Source organism: Caballeronia sp. LZ033, from assembly GCF_031451265.1.
Lineage (GTDB): Bacteria > Pseudomonadota > Gammaproteobacteria > Burkholderiales > Burkholderiaceae > Caballeronia.
In genome coordinates this window covers 2331252-2354553 of sequence record NZ_JARUXQ010000001.1, presented here as the reverse complement: position 1 = coordinate 2354553, position 23302 = coordinate 2331252, and the positions used below count along the sequence as shown (strand labels likewise).

The following is a 23302-nucleotide window of genomic DNA, read 5'->3' as shown; positions in this document are numbered from 1 at the left end:
AAGCCCCGTTCCAAAGCTGTAAGTGCGGCCATCAGGCCAGCAGCCGATCGAGGAACGATCGGGTTCTGTCCGTCTGCGGATTTGAAAAGATCTGCCCGGGCGATCCGTCCTCGATGATGCGGCCACCGTCCATCACGACCACGCGATCGGCGACCTCGCGCGCGAAGCCCATCTCGTGCGTGACGACCACCATCGTCATGCCGGACTTCGCGAGGTCCTGCATCACCTTCAGTACTTCGCCGACCAGTTCCGGATCGAGCGCCGAAGTCGGTTCGTCGAACAGCATGATCTTCGGCTGCATCGTCAGCGCCCGCGCGATGGCCACGCGCTGCTGCTGGCCACCCGACAATTGCGACGGATAATGCTGCGCCTTGTCGGCGAGACCGACCCGCTCCAGCAGCGTGAGCGCGTCTTTCTCGACGCTCGCCTTCGAGCGCTTCAACACGACCTGCGGCGCGAGGCACAGGTTTTCGAGCGCGGTCATGTGCGGAAAAAGATCGAAATGCTGGAACACCATGCCGATGTCGCGACGCCGCAAACACACTTCGCTCGGCTTGAGCTCGTAGATCCGGTTGCCGTCCTGCCGATAACCGACCAGTTCTCCATCGACGAAAAGGCGTCCGGCGTTCACGTGTTCGAGGTGGTTCATGCAACGCAGCAGCGTCGACTTGCCCGAGCCGGACGGACCGATGATGCAGACCACCTCGCCCTGATGGACGCGCAGGTTGATGCCGCTCAGCACTTCGAAGGCGCCGTAATGCTTGCCGACCTCGCGTGCCTCGACCATCACCTTGCGGCGCTGCGCAGCGGCGTCGGTGTCTGGAATGGCATTCATCATTTCTCCTTCTTCATCACTTTCACCGACTTGTTCAGACGCTTCTCGATCCGGCTCTGGACCAGCGTCAGCACGGTCGTGATCGCGCCGTACCAGATCACCGCCACCATCAGCAGGGGAATCTGCTCGAAGGTGCGCGCGTAGATCACCTGCACGGTCGTGAGCAGTTCGGTATAGGCGATCACGCTGACGAGCGAAGTCGCCTTGACCATCGAGATCACTTCGTTGCTGAGCGGCGGGATCACCACGCGCATCGCTTGCGGAAAGATGATGTGACGCATTGCGCGCAACGGTGTCATGCCGAGCGCGAGCGCCGCGCGGCTCTGTCCCGCCGACACCGACAGGATCCCCGATCGCACGATCTCCGAGACGTACGCGGCCTGCGCGAGACCGAGGCCGCTCACGGCCGCCGCCATCTGCGTGATGACCTTGTTGGTGGCGATCAGCTTGATCGACGGGCCGAACGGAATGCCGATGGACAAGGTCGGCACCAGCGCAGAGAAGAAGTAGATGAAGAGGATCATCACGAGCGGCGGAATGCCACGGAAGATCCACGTGAAGCCGGCGCTCGACCACGACAGCAGCGGATTCTCGGATAACCGCATGATCGCCAGCAGGATCCCCAGACCGATGCCGACGATCTCGGCGAGCACCGTCAGCAGCAGCGTGTTGCCGACGCCCGCCAGAATCGGCGCGCTGAACAGATAGTCGAGCACGGTACGCCATTCCCAGCGCGGATTGGTGATCAGCAGATCGGCGATCGAGAGCAGCACGAACAGCATCAGCGCCGCGCACAGCCAGCGGCCCGGATGGCGCAGAGGCACGACCGTGAATTCTTCCGGCGGCGACGCCTGCGGGCGCGTATCAGGCGGCACGGTCGGCGGCGCTTCGGCGGCGCGTGCTCCCGCGCCATACGTTGATTGATTTCCCATGATGGCGGTGCGCGTCAGAGCCACGCGTCGTTGATGCTGATCTTGTCGGCTCGCGTATCGCCTTGTCCCCACTTGTCGAGGATCTGCCGATATTTGCCGTTGGCCTGCAGTTGATCGAGCGCCGCCTTGACGGCGTCACGCAACTGCGTGTTCTGTTTGCCGACCGCATAACCGAGCAACGCGATGATGCGCATGTCGCCGACCTGTTCAAGCGCGTTCGGATACTGCTTGACCGCGTACGCGACCTGGGCGGTGTCGCCGGACCATACGTCGGCGCGGCCCGAGCGCAACGCCAGCACGGCGCCGGATGCATCGGTGAACGTCTGGATGTCGAGGGCGCTGCCTTGCGTCTTGCATTTGGCCTGCTGCGCCGACAGCTCGCGTTCCTGGAAGGTGCCGCGCACCGCCGCGACGGTCTTGCCGCACAGGCTCGACAAACCTTTGATGCCCCCGCCGCTGCCTTTCGGCGCCGCCATGCCGACACCCGCTTTCACGTAGTCGACAAAATCGACTTGCGACTGGCGCGCTTTCAGATCGCCGATCGAACCGACCGCGAGATCCGCGCGGCCTGCGGCGATCGACGGAATCAGGCTGTCGAAGGTGCCGGACGTGAGCTCGAGCTTCACGCCGAGCGCATCGGCGACCGCCTGCGTCAGATCGATTTCCATGCCTTCGAGCGTACGTGCGTCCTTGCCCGCATAGATCATCGGGGGACTGTTCGGCGACGCGATCACGCGCAGCGTGCCGGCCTCGCGAACCGATTGCGGCAGCGTTTTCGTCAGCGCGGTATCCGCGTGCGCGGACATCGCGACGGCTTGGCTCAGCGCAACCATCAGCGCCTGCATGACGAGCTTCGAGCACCCCTTCATGGCATTTCTCTCCTTTCGATCCGCAAAGTTTGCCCGCCTGACGGCGGCGCCGAACTCAGCCCAGGTTCGCGTTGACGACGATTTCGATCCGCATGCCTTCCAGCATCAGTTGCTTGACGACGACCGTCGCGCGCGCGGGATACGGATCGGCGAAGGTCTCGGTCCAGATCGCGTGCATCGGCGCCCAGTCGGCGGGATCGGTCAGATAGACCTGCACCAGCATCACGTCGGCGAGCGTGCCGCCGGCCGCCTGCATTGCGCGGTCGAGCTTGTGAAATACCTGGCGTACCTGAGTCTCGATGCCGCCGTCGACCAGCGTGCCGGTCGCGCTGTCAGTCGGGGTCTGCACGGTCAGGACCTGGCCGCCTTTGCGGACCACGCCGGAGATCGGGTGACCGGGGCGTTTCGGTCCGACGTCGATGCTTTCGAACATGTTGTCTCCGTAAGTTATTCTTTAGCGCATAGGGTCAGGCATGCATCAATCTGCGCGTAATCCCTTATGAATCAGGGACCAGCGAGTGAGTAAGCGCACCTTATCACTCCGATTTTGCCGGCGGAACTGCGATTTTCGTTATGCTGGCATGCGTTTGGTTATAGGAGGTGGACTTGAAGCGTGGGCAATTGCAGTTGAAGCACGTGGCGGCGTTTCGCGCGGTGATCACCGGCGGCAGCGCCTCGGCGGCAGCGCGCGCGCTGGGGCTGTCGCAGCCCGCGGTCAGCAAGATCATTGCGCAGGCGGAGGACTACGCGGGCATCCGCCTGTTCGACCGGCAGCTCGGACGGCTGATCCCGACGCCGCTGGCCTACCAGCTGTACAACGAGACCAACGTGCTGTTCTCGACCATCGATCACATCGATCAGATCGTCTCGCGCGTGATCAACAGCGAAGTGCAGCCGATCGCCCTTGGCTCGGTGCCGCTGATCGCGGTGTCGCTGCTGCCGAAGGTGCTGCCCGACTGGCAACGCCGCACCGGGCGGTCGATTCTGATCTACACTTATGACACGCCGAATCTGCTGAACGTCCTGGCGACGCGGCGGCTGGAGATCGGCGTCGCGGTCGGGGGGCAGCCGAGTCACGGGCTCGAGACTGCCGCGCTGATCCGCAGCCCGATCTACTGTGCGATGCCGAAGGACCATCCGCTCGCGCAACGGCCGCTGATCCGCGCGAGCGATCTGGATGGCGTCGATTACGTCAGTCTCTCGCGAGTCGAGAGCGCGCAGGCGGGCATCGACCGAATGTTCCTGGTCGAGAACGCGCGGCCCAACGAAGTGATGCAGGCGCCGCTGATGGCGGCGGCGATCCGGATGGCCGAGGAGGGCGTCGGTGTGACCCTCACCGACGTGTTCGGAATGGACGTCGCCCGACGCGATCGGCTGGTGTATCGGCGCTTCGAACCGGCAATCTTCTTCGATTACTTCGCGGTGTGGCCCAAGGATCGGGAAGCGGATTTCGATCGTGACGAGTTGATCGCGCTATTGCGGCAAGCTGCGAGAGGCATGCTCGAGGATGCTGAGAGACTCGTCGATGCGGTTTGACGAAAGTCGTTCAGCCCCCACGGCTCCTAAAGAATGAATGCCTAACGCCGATCAGGAAACGACTCGTTCGCGAGACGAACGAGTTCCCCGGAAGCGTACGCAGCGAACGTTTCGATCAGCGCGAAGGGCCGCGCGATCTTCGGCCGGATCAGCCAGATTTCGAATTCCATCTTCGGCTCGAATGCGCATACGACGAAGTCCGCTCCGGCATTGTTGTAGACGCTGATCGGATCCACCACTGCAACACCCATGCCGTTCGCAACGAAGGCGCAGGCAGTCTCGGACTGACCGACTTCGATCTGAATACGCCGCTGCACATCCGCTTCCTCGAAGATCCTGTCTATCTGGAAGCGCGAATGGTCCTGCGGCCCGAGCGCGACAAAAGCCTCGCCATCCAGATCCTTTGCGCGAATGAGCCGCCGCGCAGCAAGTCGATGCCCCTTCGGCAGAATGCAGACCCCCCGCAAGGTGCACACATAGGTGCTGTTGAGTTCGGGCCGATCGCCCGGCAATACGCTGAAGCCGAGATCGACCTGTTGCGTCGCGATCGCGTCGAGAAGCGAGTTCGACCGCATGCTCTCGACGCTGAACTTCACATCGGGCCGATCCTTGCAAAACGTCGTGACGATTCCTGGCAGCACGCGCCGCGTGAGCACCGGAAACGACGCGATGCTGAGCGCCCCCCACGACTGGTCGCGCAGCGCCTTGGCGACGCCCGCCACGCGCCCGACGCCGATGAACATGCGCTGCACCTCGGCATAGAGCACCTCTGCCTCGCGGGTAGGACGCATTTTCGTGCCAGCGCGTGTGAACAGGGAAAACCCGCAATTGCTTTCGAGCTGTGCGATCAACTGGCTCACCGCCGGCTGCGATACGCCCAGCAGACCGGCCGCTGCGGTCAGGCTTCCGGCGGACATGGCGGCCTGGAACGCCTCAAGTTGACGAACATTCATGACTCGATGCCTGCATAAGCCAGCCTTATAAACAGTGAATTTTGTCCTATTTGACTATTATAGGACGCGATCGAAGAATAGCCTCATGCCAGACGCTGTTCACCGCGTTGAACGGCTGACGCGTTTCACCTGTTTCTTCTTATGGAGATGTTCATGTCGAAGCGTTCGTGGTGGGTCGTTCTGATGATGCTCGCGCTCGGCTTCGGCTGGCTTTCCGGCGTGGCGCGCGCCGATCAGCTCGACATGGTCAAGGCACGCGGCAAGCTCGTCGTCGGCATCCGCAATGACTACGTGCCCTTCGGTTATCTCGACAGCAAGGGCCAGTTGATCGGCTTCGAAGTGGATCTGGCGAAGTTCGTCGCCAAGGACATGTTCGGCTCCGACACGGCGATCGAATTTGTGCCGGTCGTGGCGTCGAACCGGATCGAACTGCTCAACGCGGGCCGTATCGACGTGATCTTCGCCACGCTCGGCAAGAACCCGGACCGCGCGAAGGTGATCGACTTCACGGACCCGTACTACATGATGGCCGGCATGGTGCTGCTCGCGCCGAAGACAACGACAATCGGCAAATGGGAAGACCTCAAGGGCCGCAAGGTGTGTGGCAGCCAGGGCAACATGTATAACCGTGCACTGCAGGAGAAGCTCGGCGCGGACACGGTGCTCTTCACCGGCACGGCGCAGATGTACAAGGCGTTCCAGGACAACCGGTGCGAGGCGATTGCCTACGACGGTCCGAATCTCACGCTGAAGGTCAACGAAGACGGCTGGAAGGACAAGGACAAGATCGCGCTCGATGCCTACGAATTCGTGCCCATCGTCGGCGGCGTGCGCAAGAACGAACCGAAGTTCCTCGCCGCGCTGAATCAGTCGATCAAGCGGGCGGAAACGGCCGGCGTGCTCGTCAACGCGGAAAAGACCTACAACATGGGCACGAGCAAGTTCGTAACCGAGCAGCAGGCGTCCGCGAAGTAATCGCGTGCGCCGACCCGGACCACATGCGCAAGGGACGCCCATGAGTCTCGACTTCACCTGGCTGGCCGATCCGCTGTATCAGACCTGGCTCGTGCGCGGCGTAGGCACGACGGTCGCGATGTGCGTGTGTGCGATCGCGCTGATGTTCGTGATCGGCATCGTCGGCGCGGCAGTGATTTATTTCCGCATGCCGCTGCTGGAAACGCTGACCACCATCGTCGTCGAGTTATTGCGCAACACACCGCCGCTCGTGCAGTTGTTCGTGCTGTATTTCACGTTGTCGGAGCTGGGCCTCTCGCTGCGCAATCTGGCGACCGGTCAGCAGATTCCGGTGTTCAGCGGCTTCACGTGCATGGTGCTGTCGCTCGCGCTCTATAACGGCGCGATCGCGGTGGAGATCGTGCGCTCCGGCCTGCATGCGGTGCCGCAAGCGACCGTCGATGCCGCGCGCAGCCTCGGCTATTCGCGGCTGCGCACCTTCTGGCATATCCAGTTGCCGATGGCGATGCGCCTGTCCATGGTGCCGATGACCAACAACATCGTGAGTCTGATCAAGACGTCGTCGCAGGCCGCGTTCGTCGCGGTGGCCGACGTGATGTACTACGCCACGCAGATCACGCTCGACAACTTCCGCAATCTGGAAGTGATGCTGGTGGTGTGGGTCTGTTATCTGATCCTGGCTTCGTTTGCGTCGATGGTGGCGGGGCGCATCGGGCGCGCGGTGCGGATTCCGGGGTACGGCCTATGAACGCGACGACCACGCTCAAACCGCTGGCGCCCGCACGCGGCATGCAGCCGGAGACCCGTGCGTTCGTGTACGGCATGATCGGCGTGCCGTTGTTGCTGCTGGCGGCGCTCGTCGGCTGCTACGGCCGCGCGAGCGGCGATGCCTTCGCGCTGCTCGCATCGCGCAGCGCGTTGCTGCTCACCGGCGCGCCCGGCACCGGACTCGCGGGCGGCTTCTGCGCGAACATCCTGATGAGCCTCGCGGCGATGGGCGTGTCGCTCTGCACCGGCGTGCTGCTGTGCGTCGGCACGATTTCGAACACGCGCGCGGTGCGCTTCGCCGCGCTCGGCATCGTCAATCTGCTGCGCAACACGCCTTGGCTGATCGCGCTTTACGCGATGCTGTATCTGCTGCCGTTCTACGTGCCGGCATTCGGCATGGTGATTCCGTTCTCGCCGTTCGTGAAGGCCGTGGTCGGGCTCTCGCTGCCGGTGACGGCGAACGTCGCGGAAGTCATGCGTGGCGGCATCGAGGCGATACCAGGCGGACAGTGGGAATCAGCGCGCGCGCTCGGCTATCGCAAGAACCAGATCCTGCGTTACGTGGTCGTGCCCCAGGCCATTCCGCTGATCCTGCCCAACATGATGACGGTGTATGCGGGCCTTTTCATCGGCACGAGTCTCGCGGTGGTGACGGGGACCTCCGATGTCCTTTCGGTAGCCAACACGATCACCGCGAGCGACGGTTCGAACTATGCAACGGCGGTGCAGCTCTATGTGCTGCTGCTGTTCTTCCTCTTCAGTTTTCCGCTTGCGACCTTGAGCCGTCGCCTTGAACGACAGATCCGGGAGAAGCAATGAACGTGATCCAGCAACACGCGCCGCTGATCGAACTGGTCGACGTGCACAAGGCGTTCGGCGGCACGGACGTGCTCAAGGGCGTCTCGATGACGATCCGGAAAGGGCAGACGGCCTGCATCATCGGGCCGTCGGGCTCGGGAAAGTCGACGCTGCTGCGTTGTTTGAACGGCCTGATTCCGGTGGATCGCGGCACGCTTCGCGTCGGTTCGTTCGCGGTCGACCAACTGAAGCGCGACCGGGACCTCGTGCCGCTGCGGCATCAGGTGTCGATGGTGTTCCAGCAGTACAACCTGTTTCCGCATCGCACGGTGCTCGAAAACATCATGATGGCGCCGATGCAAGTGCTGCATCAGCCGCGCGACGAAGTGAGGCAACGCGCGCTCGACCTGCTCGCGCGGGTGCGCCTGACCGGCAAGGAGAGCGCGTATCCGGCGCAGTTGTCGGGCGGGCAGCAGCAGCGCGTCGCGATTGCGCGCGCGCTGGCGATGCAGCCCGCGATCATCCTGTTCGACGAAGTGACAGCCGCGCTCGACCCCGAAATGGTGAGCGAAGTGCTTGCCGTGATCCGGGATCTGAGCCGTGACGGCATGACCTGCGTGCTGGTCACGCATGAAATGCGCTTTGCAGAAGAAGTGGCCGACGTCGTGTTCTTTACCGACCGCGGCACCATCGTCGAATCCGGTGCGCCGGCCGACATTTTTCACGCGCCGCGCGATGCGCGCCTCAGAAGCTTTCTCGGCAAGATCCTGTCGCGCACGGCGGCGTGACTCAAACGGAGGAGCAGTGTCAAAACCACTCAAGGTACTGGTGCCCGACGCGCATCTGCGCGATCTCGATGTCGAACGGGGCGTGACCGGCGCGCTCATCGACTATCAGGTCTTTGACGAGACCGACGCCGCGGCGATTCCCGACGACGCCTGGGCTTCATGCGATGCGATCCTCGTCTGGCATCGCATGAAGATCACGCGTGACGTGGTGAGCCGTCTGGCGCGTTGCCGGATGATCGTGCGCGTGGGGGTCGGTTTCGACAACGTCGATACGGCGGCCTGCCGCGAACGCGGCATTCCGGTGTCGAACGTACCGAACTACGGCACTACGGAGGTGGCCGATCACGCGATCGCCATGATGCTGTTCCTGGCGCGCGGACTCGGCTCATACGAGGCGCGCCTGAAGGCCGATCCCGCACGCGGTTTCGTCGCGGAGAACGTGCCGGTCGTGCGGCGTCTGCGCGGGGGCACCTTCGGCGCGATCGGCATGGGGCGGATCGGCACGGCGATCGCGCGGCGCGCAGCGGCACATGACATGCATGTGGTCTATCACGATCCGCATCTGCCGGAAGGGCACGAGCTCGGTGTCGGCTACGAGCGTGTCGATTCGCTCGATGCGCTGCTTGCGCGCGCCGACGTGGTCAGCCTGCACGTCCCGCTGTCCGACGAAACGCGCTTCATGATCGGCGACGCGCAGTTCCAGGCGATGAAGCCGAACGCGATCTTCATCAACATCGCACGCGGCAAGCTGGTGGATGTGGACGCGGTCTATCGCGCGCTGCGCGCCGGACATCTCGCGGCGGCCGGTCTCGACGTGCTGCCGTCCGAACCGCCGGTGCCGCTGCCGCCGCTGCTCGACGCGTGGCGCAACGACGAGCCCTGGCTCGCGGGGCGTCTCGTGGTCACGCCGCACGCCGCGTTCTATTCCGAAGCCGGCTATCTCGACATGCGCACGTTCTCCGCGCAGATGCTCGTCGACTATCTGGTGCACGGACGCTTGCGCAACAACGTCAACCCGGGCTGGCGCGACGCCGTGCCCGCATCACACCGGTAAAGCGACCGCCATGGCCTATCACCAGCTCGATGTGAACTTCAAACAACTGTCTGACGCCGTGCTCGCGCAGTGGCGGCTCATCCCGCCGGCCGTCGCGTCCGATTGCATGAACCGCACGCAGGTGATGGCGTCGGTCATCAAGCCGATCTTCGCGGGCGCGCGGCTATGCGGTCAGGCGCGCACCATCGCCACGATGGTCGGGGATTGCGGGCCGATCTGCAACGTGATCGGCAGCGCGCGGCCCGGCGAGGTGCTCGTCGTGGACGCGGGCGGCGCGGAAGACATCGCCGTGTGGGGCGGCGTGATGGCCGAGGAAGCGGTGCATCGCCGGCTCGGCGGCGCGGTGGTCGACGGCGCGGTGCGCGATGTCGCGGACATGCGGCGCCTGAAGTTCAACATGTTCTGCCGCTCGGTCGTGCCGCGCGGCCCGCATCACGGTTTCGGCGGCACGGTGGATGCGACCATCGCGGCGGCGGGCGCGCCCGTCAGCCCCGGCGATATCGTGCTCGGTGACGACGACGGCGTGGTCATCGTACCGCTGGCAATCGCCGACCAGGTTCTCGAAGCGGCGCAGGCTCATCTGTTGAAGGAGGCGAAGTGGATCGATGGCATTCGGGGCGGGGTGTCGATCAGCGAGATGTTCTCGCTGCCGCAGGCCCGGACGAGCGAGCCGCAGCGCTAGCGCAGATGCACGCACGCCGCGTCGAGGCGCCGGACCTGCCGGCGAGTCTGCGCGACGTGCTGTGCCTGAACGACTTCGCGGCGCTCGCGAAACGTCGCCTGCCCGCGGCGATGTATGCGTATGTGTCCGGCTGGTCCGAGGACGGCGCGGCGCATCGGCGCAATCTGCGCGGCTTCGAGTCGCGGGCGTTCGTGCCGCGCGTGCTGGTGGACATCGAGCGGCGTGACACGCGCACCACCCTGTTCGGCGTCGAATATGAAAGTCCGTTCGGCATTGCGCCGATGGGCTTCAGCCGGATGGCCGCCGCTCACGGCGACGAAGTGCTCGCCCGCGCCGCCGCCGCTGCGGGCGTGCCGTTCATCCTGAGCGGCGCGTCGCTGACGCCGCTGGAGACCGTGCGCGCGGCGGGCCCGACGAGCTGGTTCCAGGCCTACATTCCGGGCGATGCCGCGCGCATCGATCCGATGCTCGATCGCGTTGCGCAAGCGGGCTTCGATACGCTCGTCATCAATGTCGATACAGCGGTGCACGGCCAGCATGAGTACGCGGAGAAACACGGTTTCCGGTCGCCCGTGAGGCCCGGCGCGCGGCTGGCATGGCAGGCGCTGACGCGGCTGTCGTGGTGCTGGCGCGTGCTTGGCGAGAGCGTGCTCAGGCGCCGTCCGTTGCGCTTCGAGAACATGGACGCGGTCGCTGGGCCGCCGGTGTTCTCGCGCTCGCTCGTGCGCGACATCGGACGGCGCGGCGCGCTGTCGTGGGCGCATCTGGAGCACATTCGCCGGCGCTGGAACGGACGCATCGTGCTCAAGGGCGTCATGTCCGCCGAAGACGCAGTCATCGCGGAACAAGCCGGGATCGACGGGATCATCGTGTCGAATCATGGCGGACGGCAAGTGGATTGCGCGGTCGGTTCGCTCGATGCGCTGGAGGCGATCGCCGCCCGTGTCGACACGCTGACGCTCCTGTACGACGGCGGCGTGCGGCGCGGCTCGGACGTGCTGAAGGCGCTGCATGGCGGGGCGCGCTTCGTGTTCGTCGGCCGGCCGCTGTTGCTGGCCGCCGCCGCCGCCGATGCAGCCGGCATCGCGCACGCGCTCGCGATCCTGAAGCGCGAGATCAGCACGAACATGGGATTGCTCGGCATCAACTGCATCGACGAGGTCGCCCGGCTCGAACTGTTGCGCGACCGGGGCGGCGCGCTTTGATCTTTCACGACGCATTGTGCGTCATCATGAGGTCCCGGATGGACAAGCCAATACGCGTACTCACGCCCACCTGCACGCTGGGCTATGGATTCGCCGACGAAGCATTCGAACGCGCGATGTCGATGCGGCCCGACGTGATCGCCGTCGACGCCGGATCGACCGATCCCGGCCCGCATTACCTCGGCTCGGGCGAAGCGCTGGTGTCGGAAATCAGCATTCGCCGCGAACTCACGACGATGATCGTGGCGGCCAGGCGGGCGGGGATTCCGGTGATCGTCGGCAGCGCGGGCGGTGCGGGCACACGCGCGCACGTGGACGAAGTGGTGCGCATCGTGCGCGGCATCGTCGCGGAGCAGGCGCTGAGTCTGCGTCTCGCGTGGATATACGCCGATATTCCCGCGGGCGTCGTTGCCGATGCCGTGGGCCTGGGCGAGGTGCGCGACTTCGAGGCGGGCTGGGAACTGAGCGCCGAGGAGGCGCGAGCGAGCCACGCGATCGTCGCGCAGATGGGACACGAGCCGATCGTCGAGGCGCTTGCCGCCGGCGCGGACGTGATCATCGCGGGCCGCGCGTGCGATGACTCGGTGATCGCCGCGTTCCCGATCTGGAAGGGCGCCGATCCGGGGCTGGCCATCCACATGGGCAAGATTCTCGAATGCGGCGCGTTTTCCGCCGAGCCGCACGGCACGGACGTGATGATGGGCACCATCGACGCAACGGGTTTCACGCTGGAACCGGGCGGGCTGAACCGGCGCGCGTCGCTCACGTCCGTGGCGGCGCACACGCTGTATGAACGCGAGAACCCGTTTTTGCAGGCGGGGCCGGGACATGAACTCGATCTGTCAACATGCGATTTCGTGCAGATCAGCGAACGCGAAGTGCGCGTGACGGGGTCGCGGTTCATTGAGGCGGACGATTACTGGGTCAAGCTCGAAGGCGCGCGGCGGCGCGGTTACCGGAGCATCACCGTGGCGGGCGTGCGCTGCCCGACGATGGTCGCGCGCATCGACACGCTGCTCGCGGATGCGAAAGCCGCCGCGCTCGCGTATTTCGACGCGCCCGACCTCGATGTTCAGTTCCACGTCTACGGCCGCGACGGCGTGATGCGCGGACTCGAACCCGTGCGAAAAACGACGAGCCACGAACTCGGTCTCGTGATCGAAGCGGTCGCGCACGAGCAGTCGCTCGCGCATGCGGCGGCCCATTTCATCAGCGGGACGCTGTTGCACGTGAGCTTTCCGGGCATGTACAACACGGCGGGCAATCTCGCGTTTCCGTATTCGCCATCCGAAATCGATGCCGGGCCCGTGTACGAATTTTCCGCGTATCACCTGCTGAAGACTGCGTCGGCGACGGCGCTCTTTCCCGTTCATTTTGAGGCGCTCGCATCATGACAACGGTTCCGCTTTCGTCGCTCGCGACGGTGATCCGCAGCAAGAACGCCGGTCCGTTTCTGCTCACGTTCGACGTGTTGTTCGAGGACGCTGCTCACTTCGATACGGTGTGGGAATCGGGGCGTTTCACCAAGACCGCCATGGCCGAACTGTTCGGCGTGGAGGAGGGCATGATCACGTCGATCTTTGCGGTGCCGCGCGGACAGGCGATCAAGGTGACCATGCGCCGGCAGTTGCCGCAAGGGCGGCTCGGCGAGTCCGACATGTACGGCTGTCAGCAGCACGCGCCGCTGCTGGAGTTTGCGATTCCGGTCGGCCTGGAGTACTGAATCGCTCGGCTGCCGAGCGATCGAACGCCACGAATGAGCGAAGCTCTCAACGCATTCTCATTGGCGAGCGCTTCGGGAAAAAACCTCTCGTACGGCGAGCATCGCATCGACGAGTTGTTCCGCATTCGCAGCCGACAGGCTCAGCTGCGCAAGTCGCTCGCCGAGCGGATCGCTGATCGGATAGCGCGTACCGTCGTCGGCCTCTCCGCGCAGGAACGTGAACCACACCGCGACCGCCAGAGCCAGCCGTTCGAACGGCTGGCCCTGCGCGATACACGCCTGGATCGTCGACAGGATACGGGGCGGCAGCTTCTGGCTGCCATCCATCGCAATCTGCGCGCAGCGATGCTTCAGCGCCGGATTCGCATAACGGTCGAGCAGCGCATCGCGATAGGCGAGCAAGTCGAACGAGGCCGGCACGTCGAGCGTCGGCGCAATCTCATGCGTCATCATCGCGTGGATCAGCGTGCGCAGCGGCGCGTGGCTGACGGCGTCGCTGACAGTTTCGAAGCCCGCGAGCATCGACAGATACGCAAGCGTCGAGTGGGTCGCGTTCAGCATGCGCAGCTTGGCGATCTCGAAGGGCGCGACGTCATCCACCCGTTGCGCGCCCGCGACTTCCCACGCCGGACGTCCGGCAGCAAATCGACCGCTCGGGTCGATCTCGGACGACCGCGTCGGGCAGCGATCGGCCAATGCGCCCTGTTCGGAGCCCCCTCGGTCGGGTTCCGGCCGCATCCCTAAGCGGTCACCCACGGATCGACGCCGACCCAACCAAGGCAGATGCTCTCCGCGATACTGGGAGCGGGTCACCGCACGCGGATCTGACAAACTTGTTTATTCTGCACTGGGAAAACGTCGCCGCCGCGACGGCTGTCGCTTCTCGTGGCTATGCGACAGACCATTCACCGTTAGCGAAGGGATTGAGCGAACGAGTGCAGTACGGCGAGTTCGCCGGCTCGCCGTCCCGACTCTGCTACAGGCACTCCTGCGCTTGCTCAGGTAAGCCGCGCGAACTCGCCTTCGGCCAAGAACCACGCCGACATCGTCCGTGCCAGTTCGAGCACGATCTCCGCGTCGGTCCGGCCGGAGGACGCGCGCACGTGGAACGAATGATCCGCGTCGTCCACCACATGCAGCGTGGCGCGTGGGCTCAGCGTGTCGACGACCGACCTCAGCAAGTGGAGCTCGGCCAGCTTGTCGCGCGTGCCCTGCAGGAAGAGCATCGGCACCGTGACGTCTGCCAGGTGCTGTGCCCGCTCCACGCCGGGCGCGCCTGCGGGGTGCAGCGGGAACGCAACAAAAGCAAGGCCGCGTACCCCATCCAGCGGGGCGATGGCCTGGGCCTGGGACGTCATGCGGCCGCCGAACGACTTGCCGCCCGCGAAGAGCGGCAGGGCTGGCAGCCTCCGGCGGGCCTCTGCGACGGCTGCCCGCACGGCAGCATGTGCCACGGTAGGCGAGTCGACCCGCCTGGAGCCGCGCTCCATGTACGGAAACTGGTAGCGCAATGTGGCGACATTGGCCGCAGCAAGCGCGTCGGCCAATGTCGACATGCCGACATGCTGCATGCCCGCCCCGGCACCGTGCGCGAAGACATATACCGCTCGCGCGTCCTCCGGCATTCGGAGCAGCGCGGAGACCTTAGTGCCATCGGATAGTGCCAAGGAAAGCGATTCTGGATCGTCCATCGTATTCAGTTCGTGTCGTTGTGGCGTTTGCGCTGATTCTGCATCAATGAGGCATCGGGGCAAGTCTGTGGAGGCCTCCGGCAAGTCATTGGGCAGGTCGAGTTTGCCAGTCTATCCATAGAGCGCCCATCGTGAGCGGGGCCGCAGTCGCGAAGTGTCTGTTGACGACCGCGAGCCCGACCTGCGGGCCGCAACGAAAACCGCGCTTTGGGACATCTGCGATATTGTCAGCGAGCTGTTACGACTCGCGCAGGTCATAGGAGAGACGGCCGGCCCGGGCACGCCGCATCGGCGGCCCGCGCACGATCGACAGGCGCCGTCGAGCCACGCACGATCAGACGCGGTTCCGATGCGACGCGCATCCGGTTCGCGCGACTCGCGGGCTGCGCAATCAATTCGCGCAGCAGCGAGACGGCCAGGCTCGCCGCTTCGACGGTCGGCACGGCGACGGTCGTCAGCGGAGGCCGCCATTGTTGCGCCAGCTGGATATCGGTGATGCCCACCACGGAAAGATCCTGCGGCACGGCGCGGCCGATATCGGCGGCGGCGTCGATGGCGCCGAGCGCCGGAAGATCGTTGGTCGCGAAAATCGCCGATATGCCGGGGTCGCGATCGAGCAGCGCGAGCGCCGCAGCGTATCCGCCCTGCACGGTGTCGGGCGCGTGCAGCACGTTCCCCGCGGCGATGTCGAGACCGGCGCGGCGCATGGCATCGGCGAAACCGTCGTAGCGCGATGCATGAATGCCCATCGGCTTGCTGCCGACGATTGCGCCGATTCGCTCATGTCCCAGTCCGATCAGATGTTCGCCGGCAAGCCTTCCCGCCAGTTCGAAGTCGACGGCGACGCACGGCAGCGCGGGCGGATCGGCGGGCCGCTCCCACATGCACAGCACGACAGGCGTGCCGCCGGCCTGCGTGCGATGCAGGTCGTCGAAATCGAGATTGGCGTTCATCACGAGCACGCCCTCCGACAGCGTTCCCGCGATCTGTTCGAGGTACGCGCGGCCCGTCAGCGGATCTTCATTGGTATTGCAGATGATCACGAAATGCCCGCTCTCGCGCGCGGCCCGTTCGACAGCCAACGCGAACTCCGGATAAAACGGATTGGCGATGCTGGATACCATCAGCGCCAGGGTCGGCGCGCGTCCCTCCGCGAGCGCGCGCGCCGCGAGGTGAGGGCGATAATTCAGTGCGGCGACCGCTTCCAGGACGCGCCGGCGCGTTTCCTCGCCGACGCGCCCGCGATTGCGCAGCACGTTCGACACCGTCGCGGCCGTGACGCCTGCGTGCTTCGCGACCTGGCTGAGCGTGGACATGATTCAGAAGGCAAGGTCAGTATGTGGGAGACATGTTCAGCATTTGCCTCGTTCAGGAAGGCCATGCACTATGCGCGAAACACCAAAACGATTTGACGGAGACAAGCCTTACGTATGCTGCACTCGCAGCAATTTTTTCATACGCAAGGTTAAGCGCTTAATCTCCGTGCCGGACCGATTAAATCACGGAGTTCAAGCAATGGCGAGTGTTTCGTTGCGAGGCGTGCAGAAAGCGTACGGGAATAATGCATCCGTGATCCGCGATGTCGATCTCGACATCGGTGAGAGCGAGTTCTGCGTGTTCCTTGGCCCCTCGGGCTGCGGCAAGTCCACACTGCTGCGCATGATCGCGGGTCTCGAGGACCTGAGCGATGGCGACCTGCTGATCGGCGGACGCGTGGTCAACGACGTGCCCGCAGCCGAGCGCGGCGTGGCGATGGTGTTTCAGAGCTACGCGCTGTTCCCGCACATGAGCGTCTACGAGAACATGTCGTTCGGCCTGAAGCTGGCCAAAAAATCCAAATCCGAAATCGACACGCGCGTGCGCGAGGCCGCACGCGTGCTCCAACTGGACGCGCTGCTCGAACGCAAGCCGCGCGAGCTGTCGGGCGGACAACGGCAACGCGTTGCGATCGGCCGCGCCATCGTGCGCGAACCCGGCGTGTTTCTGTTCGATGAGCCGCTGTCCAATCTTGACGCCACCTTGCGCGGTCAGACGCGCATCGAGATCGCACGTCTGCACAAGCAGTTCGCCAGGGCGAGCGTGGTCTACGTGACGCACGATCAGACCGAAGCGATGACGCTCGCCGACAAGATCGTGCTGCTGCACGCCGGCGCCGACACCGCGCGCCACGGCAGCATCGCGCAGGTGGGCGCGCCGCTCGAGCTGTATCACCGGCCCGCGAGCCGCTTCGTCGCGGGCTTCATCGGCTCGCCGCGCATGAACTTCCTGGCTGCGACCGTCAGCGCGATCGACGCGCAAGGCGTCACGGCGACGCTCGTGCAGACGGGCGAAGCGGTGCGTGTCGCCGTCGACGGAACCGGCTTGCAAGAGAACGAGCCGGTGACGGTCGGCGTGCGTCCCGAGCATCTGGAACTGTCGGCAGGCGATGCGCGGGACGCGGGCAGCACGCTCACGCGCGCGGTGTCGCTGACCGAACATCTCGGCGAACACAGCTACGTGCATCTCGAACAGCCTGACCGTGGCGTGCTGATCGCCAAGGTGCCGGGCAATGTGCACGTCGACCGCGGACAGCGCGTGAGCTTCGTGGCGCGCCCGGACTGCTGCCATCTTTTTACCCAGGATGATTTCTCCGTGAAACCGCTCGCCGCCGTCGCCCACACCCTATAAGGAAAACTGATGCATCTCGGAGTCTGCTATTACCCCGAACACTGGCCGGAAACGATGTGGGAGGATGACGCGCGCCGCATGAAGGCGCTCGGCATCGAACAGGTGCGGATCGCGGAGTTCGCGTGGAGCCGCATGGAGCCGTCGCCGGGCGAATACGACTGGGGCTGGCTGGATCGCGCGATCGACGTGCTCGGCGCGGCCGGATTGAAGGTCGTGATGTGCACGCCGACGGCAACGCCGCCCAAATGGCTGATCGACCGGCATCCGGACGTGCTGCCCGTCGGCGCCGATGGGCGTCCGCGCGCGTTCGGCTCGCGGCGTCATTACGATTTCTCGTCGCCGTCGTACTTCGAGGCGTCGCGCGCGATCTGCACGGCGGTGGCGAAGCGCTATGGCCAGCATTCGTCGGTCGCGTTCTGGCAGACGGACAACGAGTACGGATGCCACAACACCGTGGTCAGCTATTCGCCGGCGGCCGTGCAGCGTTTTCGTCAGTGGCTCAAGGCGCGCTACGGCAGCGTCGATGCGCTCAATCGCGCCTGGGGCACCGTGTTCTGGAGCATGGAATATCGCAGCTTCGACGAGATCGATGCGCCCATCGCCACCGTGACGGAAGCGCATCCGTCGCATCGCCTCGACTATCAGCGCTTCGCCTCCGATGAAGTCGCGCGCTACAACCGCATGCAGGTGGAGATCATCCGCGCGCATTCGCCGGGGCGGCCTGTCGCGCACAACTTCATGCAGCTTTTCACGGAGTTCGATCACTACGACGTCGCGGCCGATCTCGATATCGCCACGTGGGACAGCTATCCGCTCGGCGCGCTGGAAGAGCAGTGGTACGCGCCGGAAGTGAAGGCGAAATATCTGCGCACGGGTCATCCAGATTTTGCATCGTTCAATCACGATGTGTATCGCGGCATGTCGAAGCTGCCGTTCTGGGTGATGGAGCAGCAACCCGGCCCGGTCAACTGGGCGCACTGGAATCCGTCGCCGCTGCCGGGCATGGTGCGCCTGTGGTCGTGGGAAGCGTTCGCGCACGGCGCGGGCTGTGTGTCGTACTTCAGATGGCGGCAGGCGCCGTTTGCGCAGGAGCAGATGCACGCGGGGCTGAACACGCCCGATAACCGGCTCGATGTGGGCGGCAGCGAGGCGCATCGCGTCGCGGAAGAAATCGCCCGCGTCGAAGCGCACGCCGATGCCAACGCGCCCGTGCACGGCAAGATCGCACTCATCTGGGATTACACAGCAAAGTGGCTGTTCGCGATTCACCCGCAAGGCGCGGACTTTTTCTATCCGCGCTTTGCGTTCGAGTATTACTCGGCGCTGCGCTCGCTCGGCTTCGACGTGGATATCGTGTCCGCGCACGCACCGCTCGACGGCTACGCGATGATCGTCGTGCCGCCGCTGCCCATCGTCCCCGATGACTTCGCCGCGCGGCTGATGGCATCGGGCGCGCATGTCGTGTTCGGGCCGCGCTGCGGATCGAAGACCGAGAGCGTGCAGATTCCGTCCAACCTGCCGCCGGGTTCGCTGTCCTCGATTCTTCCGGTGCGCGTATGGCGCGTCGAATCGATGCGGCCGAACGTGACGGAAGCCGTGGAGGGCGGTCATGCGCGTCATTGGCGCGACTTGATCGAACCGGCGCAAGCGACGGTACACGTGCGCTTCGCGGACGAACATCCCGCTTATGTCCAGGCGGACAAGGTGCATTACTTCACGAGCCTGTTCGACGAAGCGCTCACGCAAACGCTCTTCGCCCGCATTGCAAAAGAAGCGGGTCTGGCGCCGAGGCCGCTTGCGGACGGCATCCGCGTGAGCCACCGTGGCGGGCTGACTTACGTCTTCAATTATTCGAACGATCCCTACACCATCGACGATATTGGCGGCGACCGTTTCATCATCGGTTCGCGTGAAGTGGAGCCGCAGGGCGTGGCGATTTATCGAGCTTGACAAGCGAAGGCCGTACAAAAAGCACAACATCATCAGGAGACAAGACATGACAGCAGGCAGCCTCAAGACACGCATGCGCATCGCCGCAACGGCGTTCGCGCTGGCGATGGGCGTGACATCGTTCACCACGAGCGCGGCGCAGGCCGCGACGATGACCATCAACATCGCGTTCAAGGGCGCGAGCCAGCGCGCGGTATGGCAGGAAGTCGTCGATGCCTTCAAGAAGGCGCATCCCGACGTCGACGTAAAAGTGTCGTTCATCGACGAGGAAGCGTACAAGGTGCAACTGCCCGGCTGGCTGTCGACGGTCGCGCCCGATATCGTCAACTGGCACAACGGCGAGCGCATGGCGTACTACGCGCGGCGCGGCCTGTTCGAAGACCTGAGCGGCGACTGGAAGAAGAACGGCTGGGACGGCATGTATGCATCGACCAAGGAATCGTCGAGCTACAACGGCAAGCAGTATGCCGCGCCCACGGTGTATTACTCGTGGGGTTTGTTCTATCGCAAGGATTTGTTTCAGAAGGCCGGCATCACGGAAGAGCCGAAGACCTGGGACCAGTTGATGGACGCGTGCAAGAAGCTGAAAGCAGCGGGCGTGACGCCGTTCGCCGTCGGCGGGCGCGATGCGTGGACGCTCGCCGGCTGGTTCGATTATCTCGATCTGCGTCTGAACGGCAATGCATTTCATCAGCAGCTGATGGCGGGCAACGTGCCCTACACGGATCCGCGCGTGAAGAAGGTTTATCTCGCGTGGAAGCAGTTGCTCGACGATAAGGATTTCATCGACAACTCGCTGTCCTACGATCTCGATGCCGCACAGCCCTTCCTGTTCCAGGGCAAGGCCGCGATGATGCTGATGGGCACGTTCATCACGGGCGGCTTCCCCGCGAACGTGAAGCCGGAGATGGGCTACTTCCAGTTCCCGATCATCGACCCGAAAGTGCCGACCGCCGAAGACGGTCCGGTGGAGTCGCTGCACATTCCTGCGAAGGCCAGGAACAAGGCCGATGCCCACGCGTTTCTCGCCTTCGTGGAAACGCCGGAAATGGGCGCGAAACTCGCGCAAGGGCTGGGGTCGCTTTCGGCGAACAGCAAGTCGCCCGAGCCGGACGATCCCATTTCGAAGATCGGCTTCCAGATCCTGTCGAACACGAAGGGCGGCATTGCGCAGTTCTATGATCGCGACATGACCAAGGAAATGGCCGACGAAGGCATGAAGGGCATGCAGCAGTTCGTGTCCGATCCTTCGAAGCTCGACAGTATCCTGGCCCAGCTCGAACAGACGCGCAAGCGCATCTACAAGAAGTAAGGTCGAAGGCAAGCCGGCGCGCGACGGCTCGATGCCGCGCGCCGCTGCCGCCGCGAAGAAAGGAGAAGGAGAGCCGTCGTGCCGCATTTCGCCACCCGTCAGGACGTCAACGCGCAGCCGCGCGAGCCGGATGCGTCCCCGCCACGTTCGCCACGTTCGCCGCATTCTCGAACGAAGCGGCGCGGACCGTCGCCGACGGCGCGCAGGCAACGCAAGGCAGCGGTGCTGTTTCTCGCGCCCGCGTGCGTCATGGTCGCCGTCTACGTCATATGGCCGATTCTTTCGTCGATCCGGCTCAGCTTCTACAACTGGGACGGCATGACGGAACCGACCTTCGTCGGCCTGGACAATTTCATCGAACTGTTTCAGGCGCCGACCTTCTATACCGCGCTGAAGAACAACATCATCTGGCTCGCGCTGTTTCTCCTTGCGCCGCCGATGGGTCTGGCCGTCGCGCTCTATCTGAATCAGGCGGTGGCGGGCATACGCATCGTCAAGTCGCTGTTCTTTGCGCCGTTCGTGCTGTCGGGCGTGGTCGTGGGGCTGATCTTCTCGTGGTTCTACGATCCGACCTTCGGTCTGCTGGCGGTGATCCTCGGACACGGCGTGCCGGTGCTCGGCGACGCGCGCTATGCGACGTTCCGCATCGTCTTCGCGGCGCTGTGGCCGCAAACCGCTTACTGCATGATCCTGTATCTGACGGGCCTGACGGCGCTCAACAGCGAGCAACTGGAAGCGGCGCGCATGGAAGGCGCGAAGGGCTGGACGATGCTCTGGCATGTCGTGTTGCCGCAATTGCGCCCCGTGACCCTCATGGCGATCGTCGTGACCGTGATCGGCGCGCTGCGCAGCTTCGATCTGATCTCGGTGATGACGGGCGGCGGTCCCTTCGAAAGCTCGACGGTGCTCGCGTACTACATGTACGACCAGGCCATCAAGTATTACCGGATCGGTTATTCGGCATCGATTGCGGTGGTGCTGTTCGCGATCATGCTCGTGTATATCGTCTATCACTTGCGGCGCATGCTGCGCAACGAAATCTGAGGAGCGAGCATGTATCCGATGCCCGTGCAGAAGTGGAAGCCGCTCAGCCGGCGTCTGTATAAACTCTCGCTTCCCATCGCGCTTCTGATCTGGCTATTGCCCATGATCGCCGTGCTGGTGACGTCGGTGCGTTCGAGCGAGGAACTCAGTCTCGGCAATTACTGGGGCTGGCCGCAACACATCTCGCTCGTGGCCAACTATCGAGAGGCGCTCACCGCGTCGCCGATGCTGCACTACTTCATGAACAGTGTGCTCATTACCGTGCCGGCAGTGCTCGGCGCGATCGCGCTCGCTGCGATGGCGGGCTTCGCACTCGCGATCTATCGTTTTCCCGGCAACACGGCGCTGTTCGCCACGTTCGTCGCGGGCAATTTCGTGCCCATCCAGATTCTGATGATTCCGGTGCGCGATCTCTCGCTGAGCCTCGGATTGTTCAATACGGTGGGCGCGCTGATCCTGTTCCATCTATCGTTTCAGACCGGATTTTGCACGCTGTTTCTCCGCAATTTCATCAGCCAGTTACCGTTCGAGTTGATCGAGGCGGCCCGCATCGAAGGCGCGAGCGAATGGACGGTGTTCACACGTATCGTGCTGCCGCTGATTCGTCCGGCGCTCGCGGCGCTTACGGTCCTCGTCTTCACTTTCGTATGGAACGATTATTTCTGGGCTTTATGTCTCACCCAAGGCGACGATGCCGCGCCGATCACGGTCGGTGTCGCAGCCTTGAAGGGCCAGTGGACGACGGCGTGGAATCTCGTGTCGGCGGGTTCGATCCTGGCGGCGCTGCCGTCGGTGGCGATGTTCTTCGCGATGCAGAAGCATTTCGTCGCTGGATTGACGTTCGGGGCGACGAAGGGGTGAGCGGGAGCACCGTCCTCCAGGTTGTCATTCTCACCTAAGCATCTGTCGCTAGTCTGTGGATCTTGTTCGTCTATCCCATTCGAGGTGAATCATGATTCGCAGATGGCCTATGCTTTTGACTGTTCTTGGTGCGTGCCTGCTGATGACGGCATGCGCCACCCCGGCCCAGCGCGCCACTCAAAAAGACGATATGTTGTCAGCCGCCGGGTTCCACATCGTCCCGGTCACGACGGACCAACAGCGCCAACAGCTGAAAACCTTGCCGCCGAATCGCGTGGTCCAGAAGATCAAGGACGGCAAGCCAGTCTTCGTGTACGCAGACCCTTATGCGTGTGGGTGCTTGTACATCGGCGACGAAACTGCATGGGATACCTTCAAGCGCGACCAACTACAACAGAGCTTCCTCGATCAGGAACGCATGAACGCCGAAATGAACGAGAACGCAGCCTGGAACTGGGGCTTGTGGGGGCCTGGCTGGTGGGCGTATTGAGGGGTGCGGGCGCGGGTCAAACATGCAGCGGTTGTTACTTCACACGAGCGTCGAATAGAAAACCCGCGTAGTGAACTGCACCCCAAAAGTTGGACACCAGTCCAACGATTTGGGGTGTTTTTTCATGAGCAAGCACAGCGCACGATTCAAGCAAGCAGTCGTCAAAGAC

At 64.0% G+C, this 23302-nt stretch carries 24 protein-coding genes; 16 read left to right on the top strand and 8 right to left on the bottom strand.

Annotated elements, in window-relative coordinates:
- Window positions 1-31: 31 nt before the first annotated feature.
- The 4 genes from QCE62_RS11055 to QCE62_RS11040 are packed head-to-tail and all read right to left on the bottom strand — an operon-like array spanning window position 32 to window position 3069.
- The gene (locus tag QCE62_RS11055) at window positions 32-787 is read right to left on the bottom strand and encodes an amino acid ABC transporter ATP-binding protein (RefSeq protein WP_404987861.1); all 756 of its coding nucleotides are present in this window, start codon (window positions 785-787) and stop codon (window positions 32-34) included.
- A gap of 47 nt (window positions 788-834) precedes the next feature.
- Window positions 835-1767 carry an amino acid ABC transporter permease gene (locus QCE62_RS11050; protein WP_309917616.1) on the bottom strand — a complete coding sequence of 311 codons (933 nt, stop codon included), beginning with the start codon at window positions 1765-1767 and terminating at the stop codon, window positions 835-837.
- Between the two features lie 14 nt (window positions 1768-1781).
- Entirely contained in the window at window positions 1782-2636 is an 855-nt protein-coding gene (locus QCE62_RS11045; protein ID WP_309917614.1) for an ABC transporter substrate-binding protein, read from the bottom strand.
- Window positions 2637-2691: 55 nt separating this feature from the next.
- Window positions 2692-3069 carry a RidA family protein gene (locus QCE62_RS11040; RefSeq protein ID WP_309917610.1) on the bottom strand — a complete coding sequence of 126 codons (378 nt, stop codon included), beginning with the start codon at window positions 3067-3069 and terminating at the stop codon, window positions 2692-2694.
- 173 nt (window positions 3070-3242) lie between these two features.
- On the opposite strand from QCE62_RS11040, the gene QCE62_RS11035 reads away from it, so the two are divergent.
- Complete coding sequence (locus QCE62_RS11035) at window positions 3243-4172, top strand: LysR family transcriptional regulator (protein WP_309917606.1); 930 nt, start codon at window positions 3243-3245, stop codon at window positions 4170-4172.
- 41 nt (window positions 4173-4213) lie between these two features.
- Here QCE62_RS11035 and QCE62_RS11030 read toward each other — a convergent pair whose 3' ends face one another.
- Window positions 4214-5125, bottom strand: coding sequence for a LysR substrate-binding domain-containing protein (locus QCE62_RS11030; RefSeq protein ID WP_309917603.1), 912 nt, complete (start codon window positions 5123-5125; stop codon window positions 4214-4216).
- 153 nt (window positions 5126-5278) lie between these two features.
- On the opposite strand from QCE62_RS11030, the gene QCE62_RS11025 reads away from it, so the two are divergent.
- The 9 genes from QCE62_RS11025 to QCE62_RS10985 are packed head-to-tail and all read left to right on the top strand — an operon-like array spanning window position 5279 to window position 13118.
- Entirely contained in the window at window positions 5279-6100 is an 822-nt protein-coding gene (locus tag QCE62_RS11025; protein WP_309917599.1) for a transporter substrate-binding domain-containing protein, read from the top strand.
- A gap of 40 nt (window positions 6101-6140) precedes the next feature.
- Window positions 6141-6848 carry an amino acid ABC transporter permease gene (locus QCE62_RS11020; protein ID WP_309917596.1) on the top strand — a complete coding sequence of 236 codons (708 nt, stop codon included), beginning with the start codon at window positions 6141-6143 and terminating at the stop codon, window positions 6846-6848.
- Window positions 6845-7687: an ABC transporter permease subunit gene (locus QCE62_RS11015; protein WP_309917593.1), complete on the top strand. Its 843-nt coding sequence runs from the start codon at window positions 6845-6847 to the stop codon at window positions 7685-7687. Before QCE62_RS11020 ends, QCE62_RS11015 begins: the two co-directional genes overlap by 4 nt.
- Entirely contained in the window at window positions 7684-8454 is a 771-nt protein-coding gene (locus QCE62_RS11010) for an amino acid ABC transporter ATP-binding protein (protein WP_309917590.1), read from the top strand. Before QCE62_RS11015 ends, QCE62_RS11010 begins: the two co-directional genes overlap by 4 nt.
- Before the next feature lie 16 nt (window positions 8455-8470).
- A complete protein-coding gene (locus tag QCE62_RS11005; RefSeq protein WP_309917587.1) occupies window positions 8471-9508 on the top strand; it encodes a C-terminal binding protein in 1038 nt (345 codons plus the stop codon).
- 10 nt (window positions 9509-9518) lie between these two features.
- Window positions 9519-10190 carry an RraA family protein gene (locus QCE62_RS11000; protein WP_309813006.1) on the top strand — a complete coding sequence of 224 codons (672 nt, stop codon included), beginning with the start codon at window positions 9519-9521 and terminating at the stop codon, window positions 10188-10190.
- A gap of 5 nt (window positions 10191-10195) precedes the next feature.
- Window positions 10196-11395, top strand: a complete 1200-nt coding sequence (locus QCE62_RS10995; protein WP_309917584.1) for an alpha-hydroxy acid oxidase — start codon at window positions 10196-10198, stop codon at window positions 11393-11395.
- A 38-nt stretch (window positions 11396-11433) separates the two neighbouring features.
- Window positions 11434-12789: an acyclic terpene utilization AtuA family protein gene (locus QCE62_RS10990; protein WP_309917581.1), complete on the top strand. Its 1356-nt coding sequence runs from the start codon at window positions 11434-11436 to the stop codon at window positions 12787-12789.
- Entirely contained in the window at window positions 12786-13118 is a 333-nt protein-coding gene (locus tag QCE62_RS10985; protein WP_309917578.1) for a DUF4387 domain-containing protein, read from the top strand. The genes QCE62_RS10990 and QCE62_RS10985 overlap by 4 nt, the downstream gene beginning before the upstream one ends.
- Before the next feature lie 57 nt (window positions 13119-13175).
- On the opposite strand, the gene QCE62_RS10980 is transcribed toward QCE62_RS10985, so the two are convergent.
- The 3 genes from QCE62_RS10980 to QCE62_RS10970 form a co-directional block, all read right to left on the bottom strand.
- On the bottom strand, window positions 13176-13814 hold the full coding sequence (locus tag QCE62_RS10980) for a hypothetical protein (RefSeq protein ID WP_409017818.1): 639 nt from the start codon (window positions 13812-13814) through the stop codon (window positions 13176-13178).
- Window positions 13815-14116: 302 nt separating this feature from the next.
- The gene (locus QCE62_RS10975; protein ID WP_309917575.1) at window positions 14117-14809 is read right to left on the bottom strand and encodes an alpha/beta family hydrolase; all 693 of its coding nucleotides are present in this window, start codon (window positions 14807-14809) and stop codon (window positions 14117-14119) included.
- A 254-nt stretch (window positions 14810-15063) separates the two neighbouring features.
- Entirely contained in the window at window positions 15064-16125 is a 1062-nt protein-coding gene (locus QCE62_RS10970) for a LacI family DNA-binding transcriptional regulator (RefSeq protein WP_309917572.1), read from the bottom strand.
- 199 nt (window positions 16126-16324) lie between these two features.
- On the opposite strand from QCE62_RS10970, the gene QCE62_RS10965 reads away from it, so the two are divergent.
- The 6 genes from QCE62_RS10965 (at window position 16325) to QCE62_RS10940 (ending at window position 23133) form a co-directional block, all read left to right on the top strand.
- The gene (locus QCE62_RS10965; protein WP_309917569.1) at window positions 16325-17476 is read left to right on the top strand and encodes a sn-glycerol-3-phosphate ABC transporter ATP-binding protein UgpC; all 1152 of its coding nucleotides are present in this window, start codon (window positions 16325-16327) and stop codon (window positions 17474-17476) included.
- Window positions 17477-17485: 9 nt separating this feature from the next.
- Window positions 17486-19426 (top strand): beta-galactosidase, encoded by a 1941-nt coding sequence (locus QCE62_RS10960; protein ID WP_309917566.1) that lies wholly within the window; start codon window positions 17486-17488, stop codon window positions 19424-19426.
- A 73-nt stretch (window positions 19427-19499) separates the two neighbouring features.
- Window positions 19500-20738 carry an ABC transporter substrate-binding protein gene (locus QCE62_RS10955; RefSeq protein WP_409017852.1) on the top strand — a complete coding sequence of 413 codons (1239 nt, stop codon included), beginning with the start codon at window positions 19500-19502 and terminating at the stop codon, window positions 20736-20738.
- 78 nt (window positions 20739-20816) lie between these two features.
- The gene (locus QCE62_RS10950; protein ID WP_309917564.1) at window positions 20817-21782 is read left to right on the top strand and encodes a sugar ABC transporter permease; all 966 of its coding nucleotides are present in this window, start codon (window positions 20817-20819) and stop codon (window positions 21780-21782) included.
- Window positions 21783-21791: 9 nt separating this feature from the next.
- Window positions 21792-22643, top strand: coding sequence for a carbohydrate ABC transporter permease (locus QCE62_RS10945; RefSeq protein WP_309917560.1), 852 nt, complete (start codon window positions 21792-21794; stop codon window positions 22641-22643).
- Window positions 22644-22752: 109 nt separating this feature from the next.
- Window positions 22753-23133, top strand: a complete 381-nt coding sequence (locus QCE62_RS10940; protein ID WP_309917557.1) for a hypothetical protein — start codon at window positions 22753-22755, stop codon at window positions 23131-23133.
- The last annotated feature ends 169 nt before the right edge of the window (window positions 23134-23302 follow it).

Excerpts from the sequence above, each read along its gene's own strand:
- QCE62_RS11055 (WP_404987861.1), bottom strand. The coding sequence starts at position 787 with ATGGTCGAGGCACGCGAGGTCGGCAAGCATTACGGCGCCTTCGAAGTG.
- QCE62_RS11050 (WP_309917616.1), bottom strand. The coding sequence starts at position 1,767 with ATGGGAAATCAATCAACGTATGGCGCGGGAGCACGCGCCGCCGAAGCG.
- QCE62_RS11045 (WP_309917614.1), bottom strand. The coding sequence starts at position 2,636 with ATGAAGGGGTGCTCGAAGCTCGTCATGCAGGCGCTGATGGTTGCGCTG.
- QCE62_RS11040 (WP_309917610.1), bottom strand. The coding sequence starts at position 3,069 with ATGTTCGAAAGCATCGACGTCGGACCGAAACGCCCCGGTCACCCGATC.
- QCE62_RS11030 (WP_309917603.1), bottom strand. The coding sequence starts at position 5,125 with ATGAATGTTCGTCAACTTGAGGCGTTCCAGGCCGCCATGTCCGCCGGA.
- QCE62_RS11025 (WP_309917599.1), top strand. The coding sequence starts at position 5,279 with ATGTCGAAGCGTTCGTGGTGGGTCGTTCTGATGATGCTCGCGCTCGGC.
- QCE62_RS11020 (WP_309917596.1), top strand. The coding sequence starts at position 6,141 with ATGAGTCTCGACTTCACCTGGCTGGCCGATCCGCTGTATCAGACCTGG.
- QCE62_RS11015 (WP_309917593.1), top strand. The coding sequence starts at position 6,845 with ATGAACGCGACGACCACGCTCAAACCGCTGGCGCCCGCACGCGGCATG.
- QCE62_RS11010 (WP_309917590.1), top strand. The coding sequence starts at position 7,684 with ATGAACGTGATCCAGCAACACGCGCCGCTGATCGAACTGGTCGACGTG.
- QCE62_RS11000 (WP_309813006.1), top strand. The coding sequence starts at position 9,519 with ATGGCCTATCACCAGCTCGATGTGAACTTCAAACAACTGTCTGACGCC.
- QCE62_RS10995 (WP_309917584.1), top strand. The coding sequence starts at position 10,196 with ATGCACGCACGCCGCGTCGAGGCGCCGGACCTGCCGGCGAGTCTGCGC.
- QCE62_RS10990 (WP_309917581.1), top strand. The coding sequence starts at position 11,434 with ATGGACAAGCCAATACGCGTACTCACGCCCACCTGCACGCTGGGCTAT.
- QCE62_RS10985 (WP_309917578.1), top strand. The coding sequence starts at position 12,786 with ATGACAACGGTTCCGCTTTCGTCGCTCGCGACGGTGATCCGCAGCAAG.
- QCE62_RS10975 (WP_309917575.1), bottom strand. The coding sequence starts at position 14,809 with ATGGACGATCCAGAATCGCTTTCCTTGGCACTATCCGATGGCACTAAG.
- QCE62_RS10970 (WP_309917572.1), bottom strand. The coding sequence starts at position 16,125 with ATGTCCACGCTCAGCCAGGTCGCGAAGCACGCAGGCGTCACGGCCGCG.
- QCE62_RS10965 (WP_309917569.1), top strand. The coding sequence starts at position 16,325 with ATGGCGAGTGTTTCGTTGCGAGGCGTGCAGAAAGCGTACGGGAATAAT.
- QCE62_RS10960 (WP_309917566.1), top strand. The coding sequence starts at position 17,486 with ATGCATCTCGGAGTCTGCTATTACCCCGAACACTGGCCGGAAACGATG.
- QCE62_RS10955 (WP_409017852.1), top strand. The coding sequence starts at position 19,500 with ATGCGCATCGCCGCAACGGCGTTCGCGCTGGCGATGGGCGTGACATCG.
- QCE62_RS10945 (WP_309917560.1), top strand. The coding sequence starts at position 21,792 with ATGTATCCGATGCCCGTGCAGAAGTGGAAGCCGCTCAGCCGGCGTCTG.
- QCE62_RS10940 (WP_309917557.1), top strand. The coding sequence starts at position 22,753 with ATGCTTTTGACTGTTCTTGGTGCGTGCCTGCTGATGACGGCATGCGCC.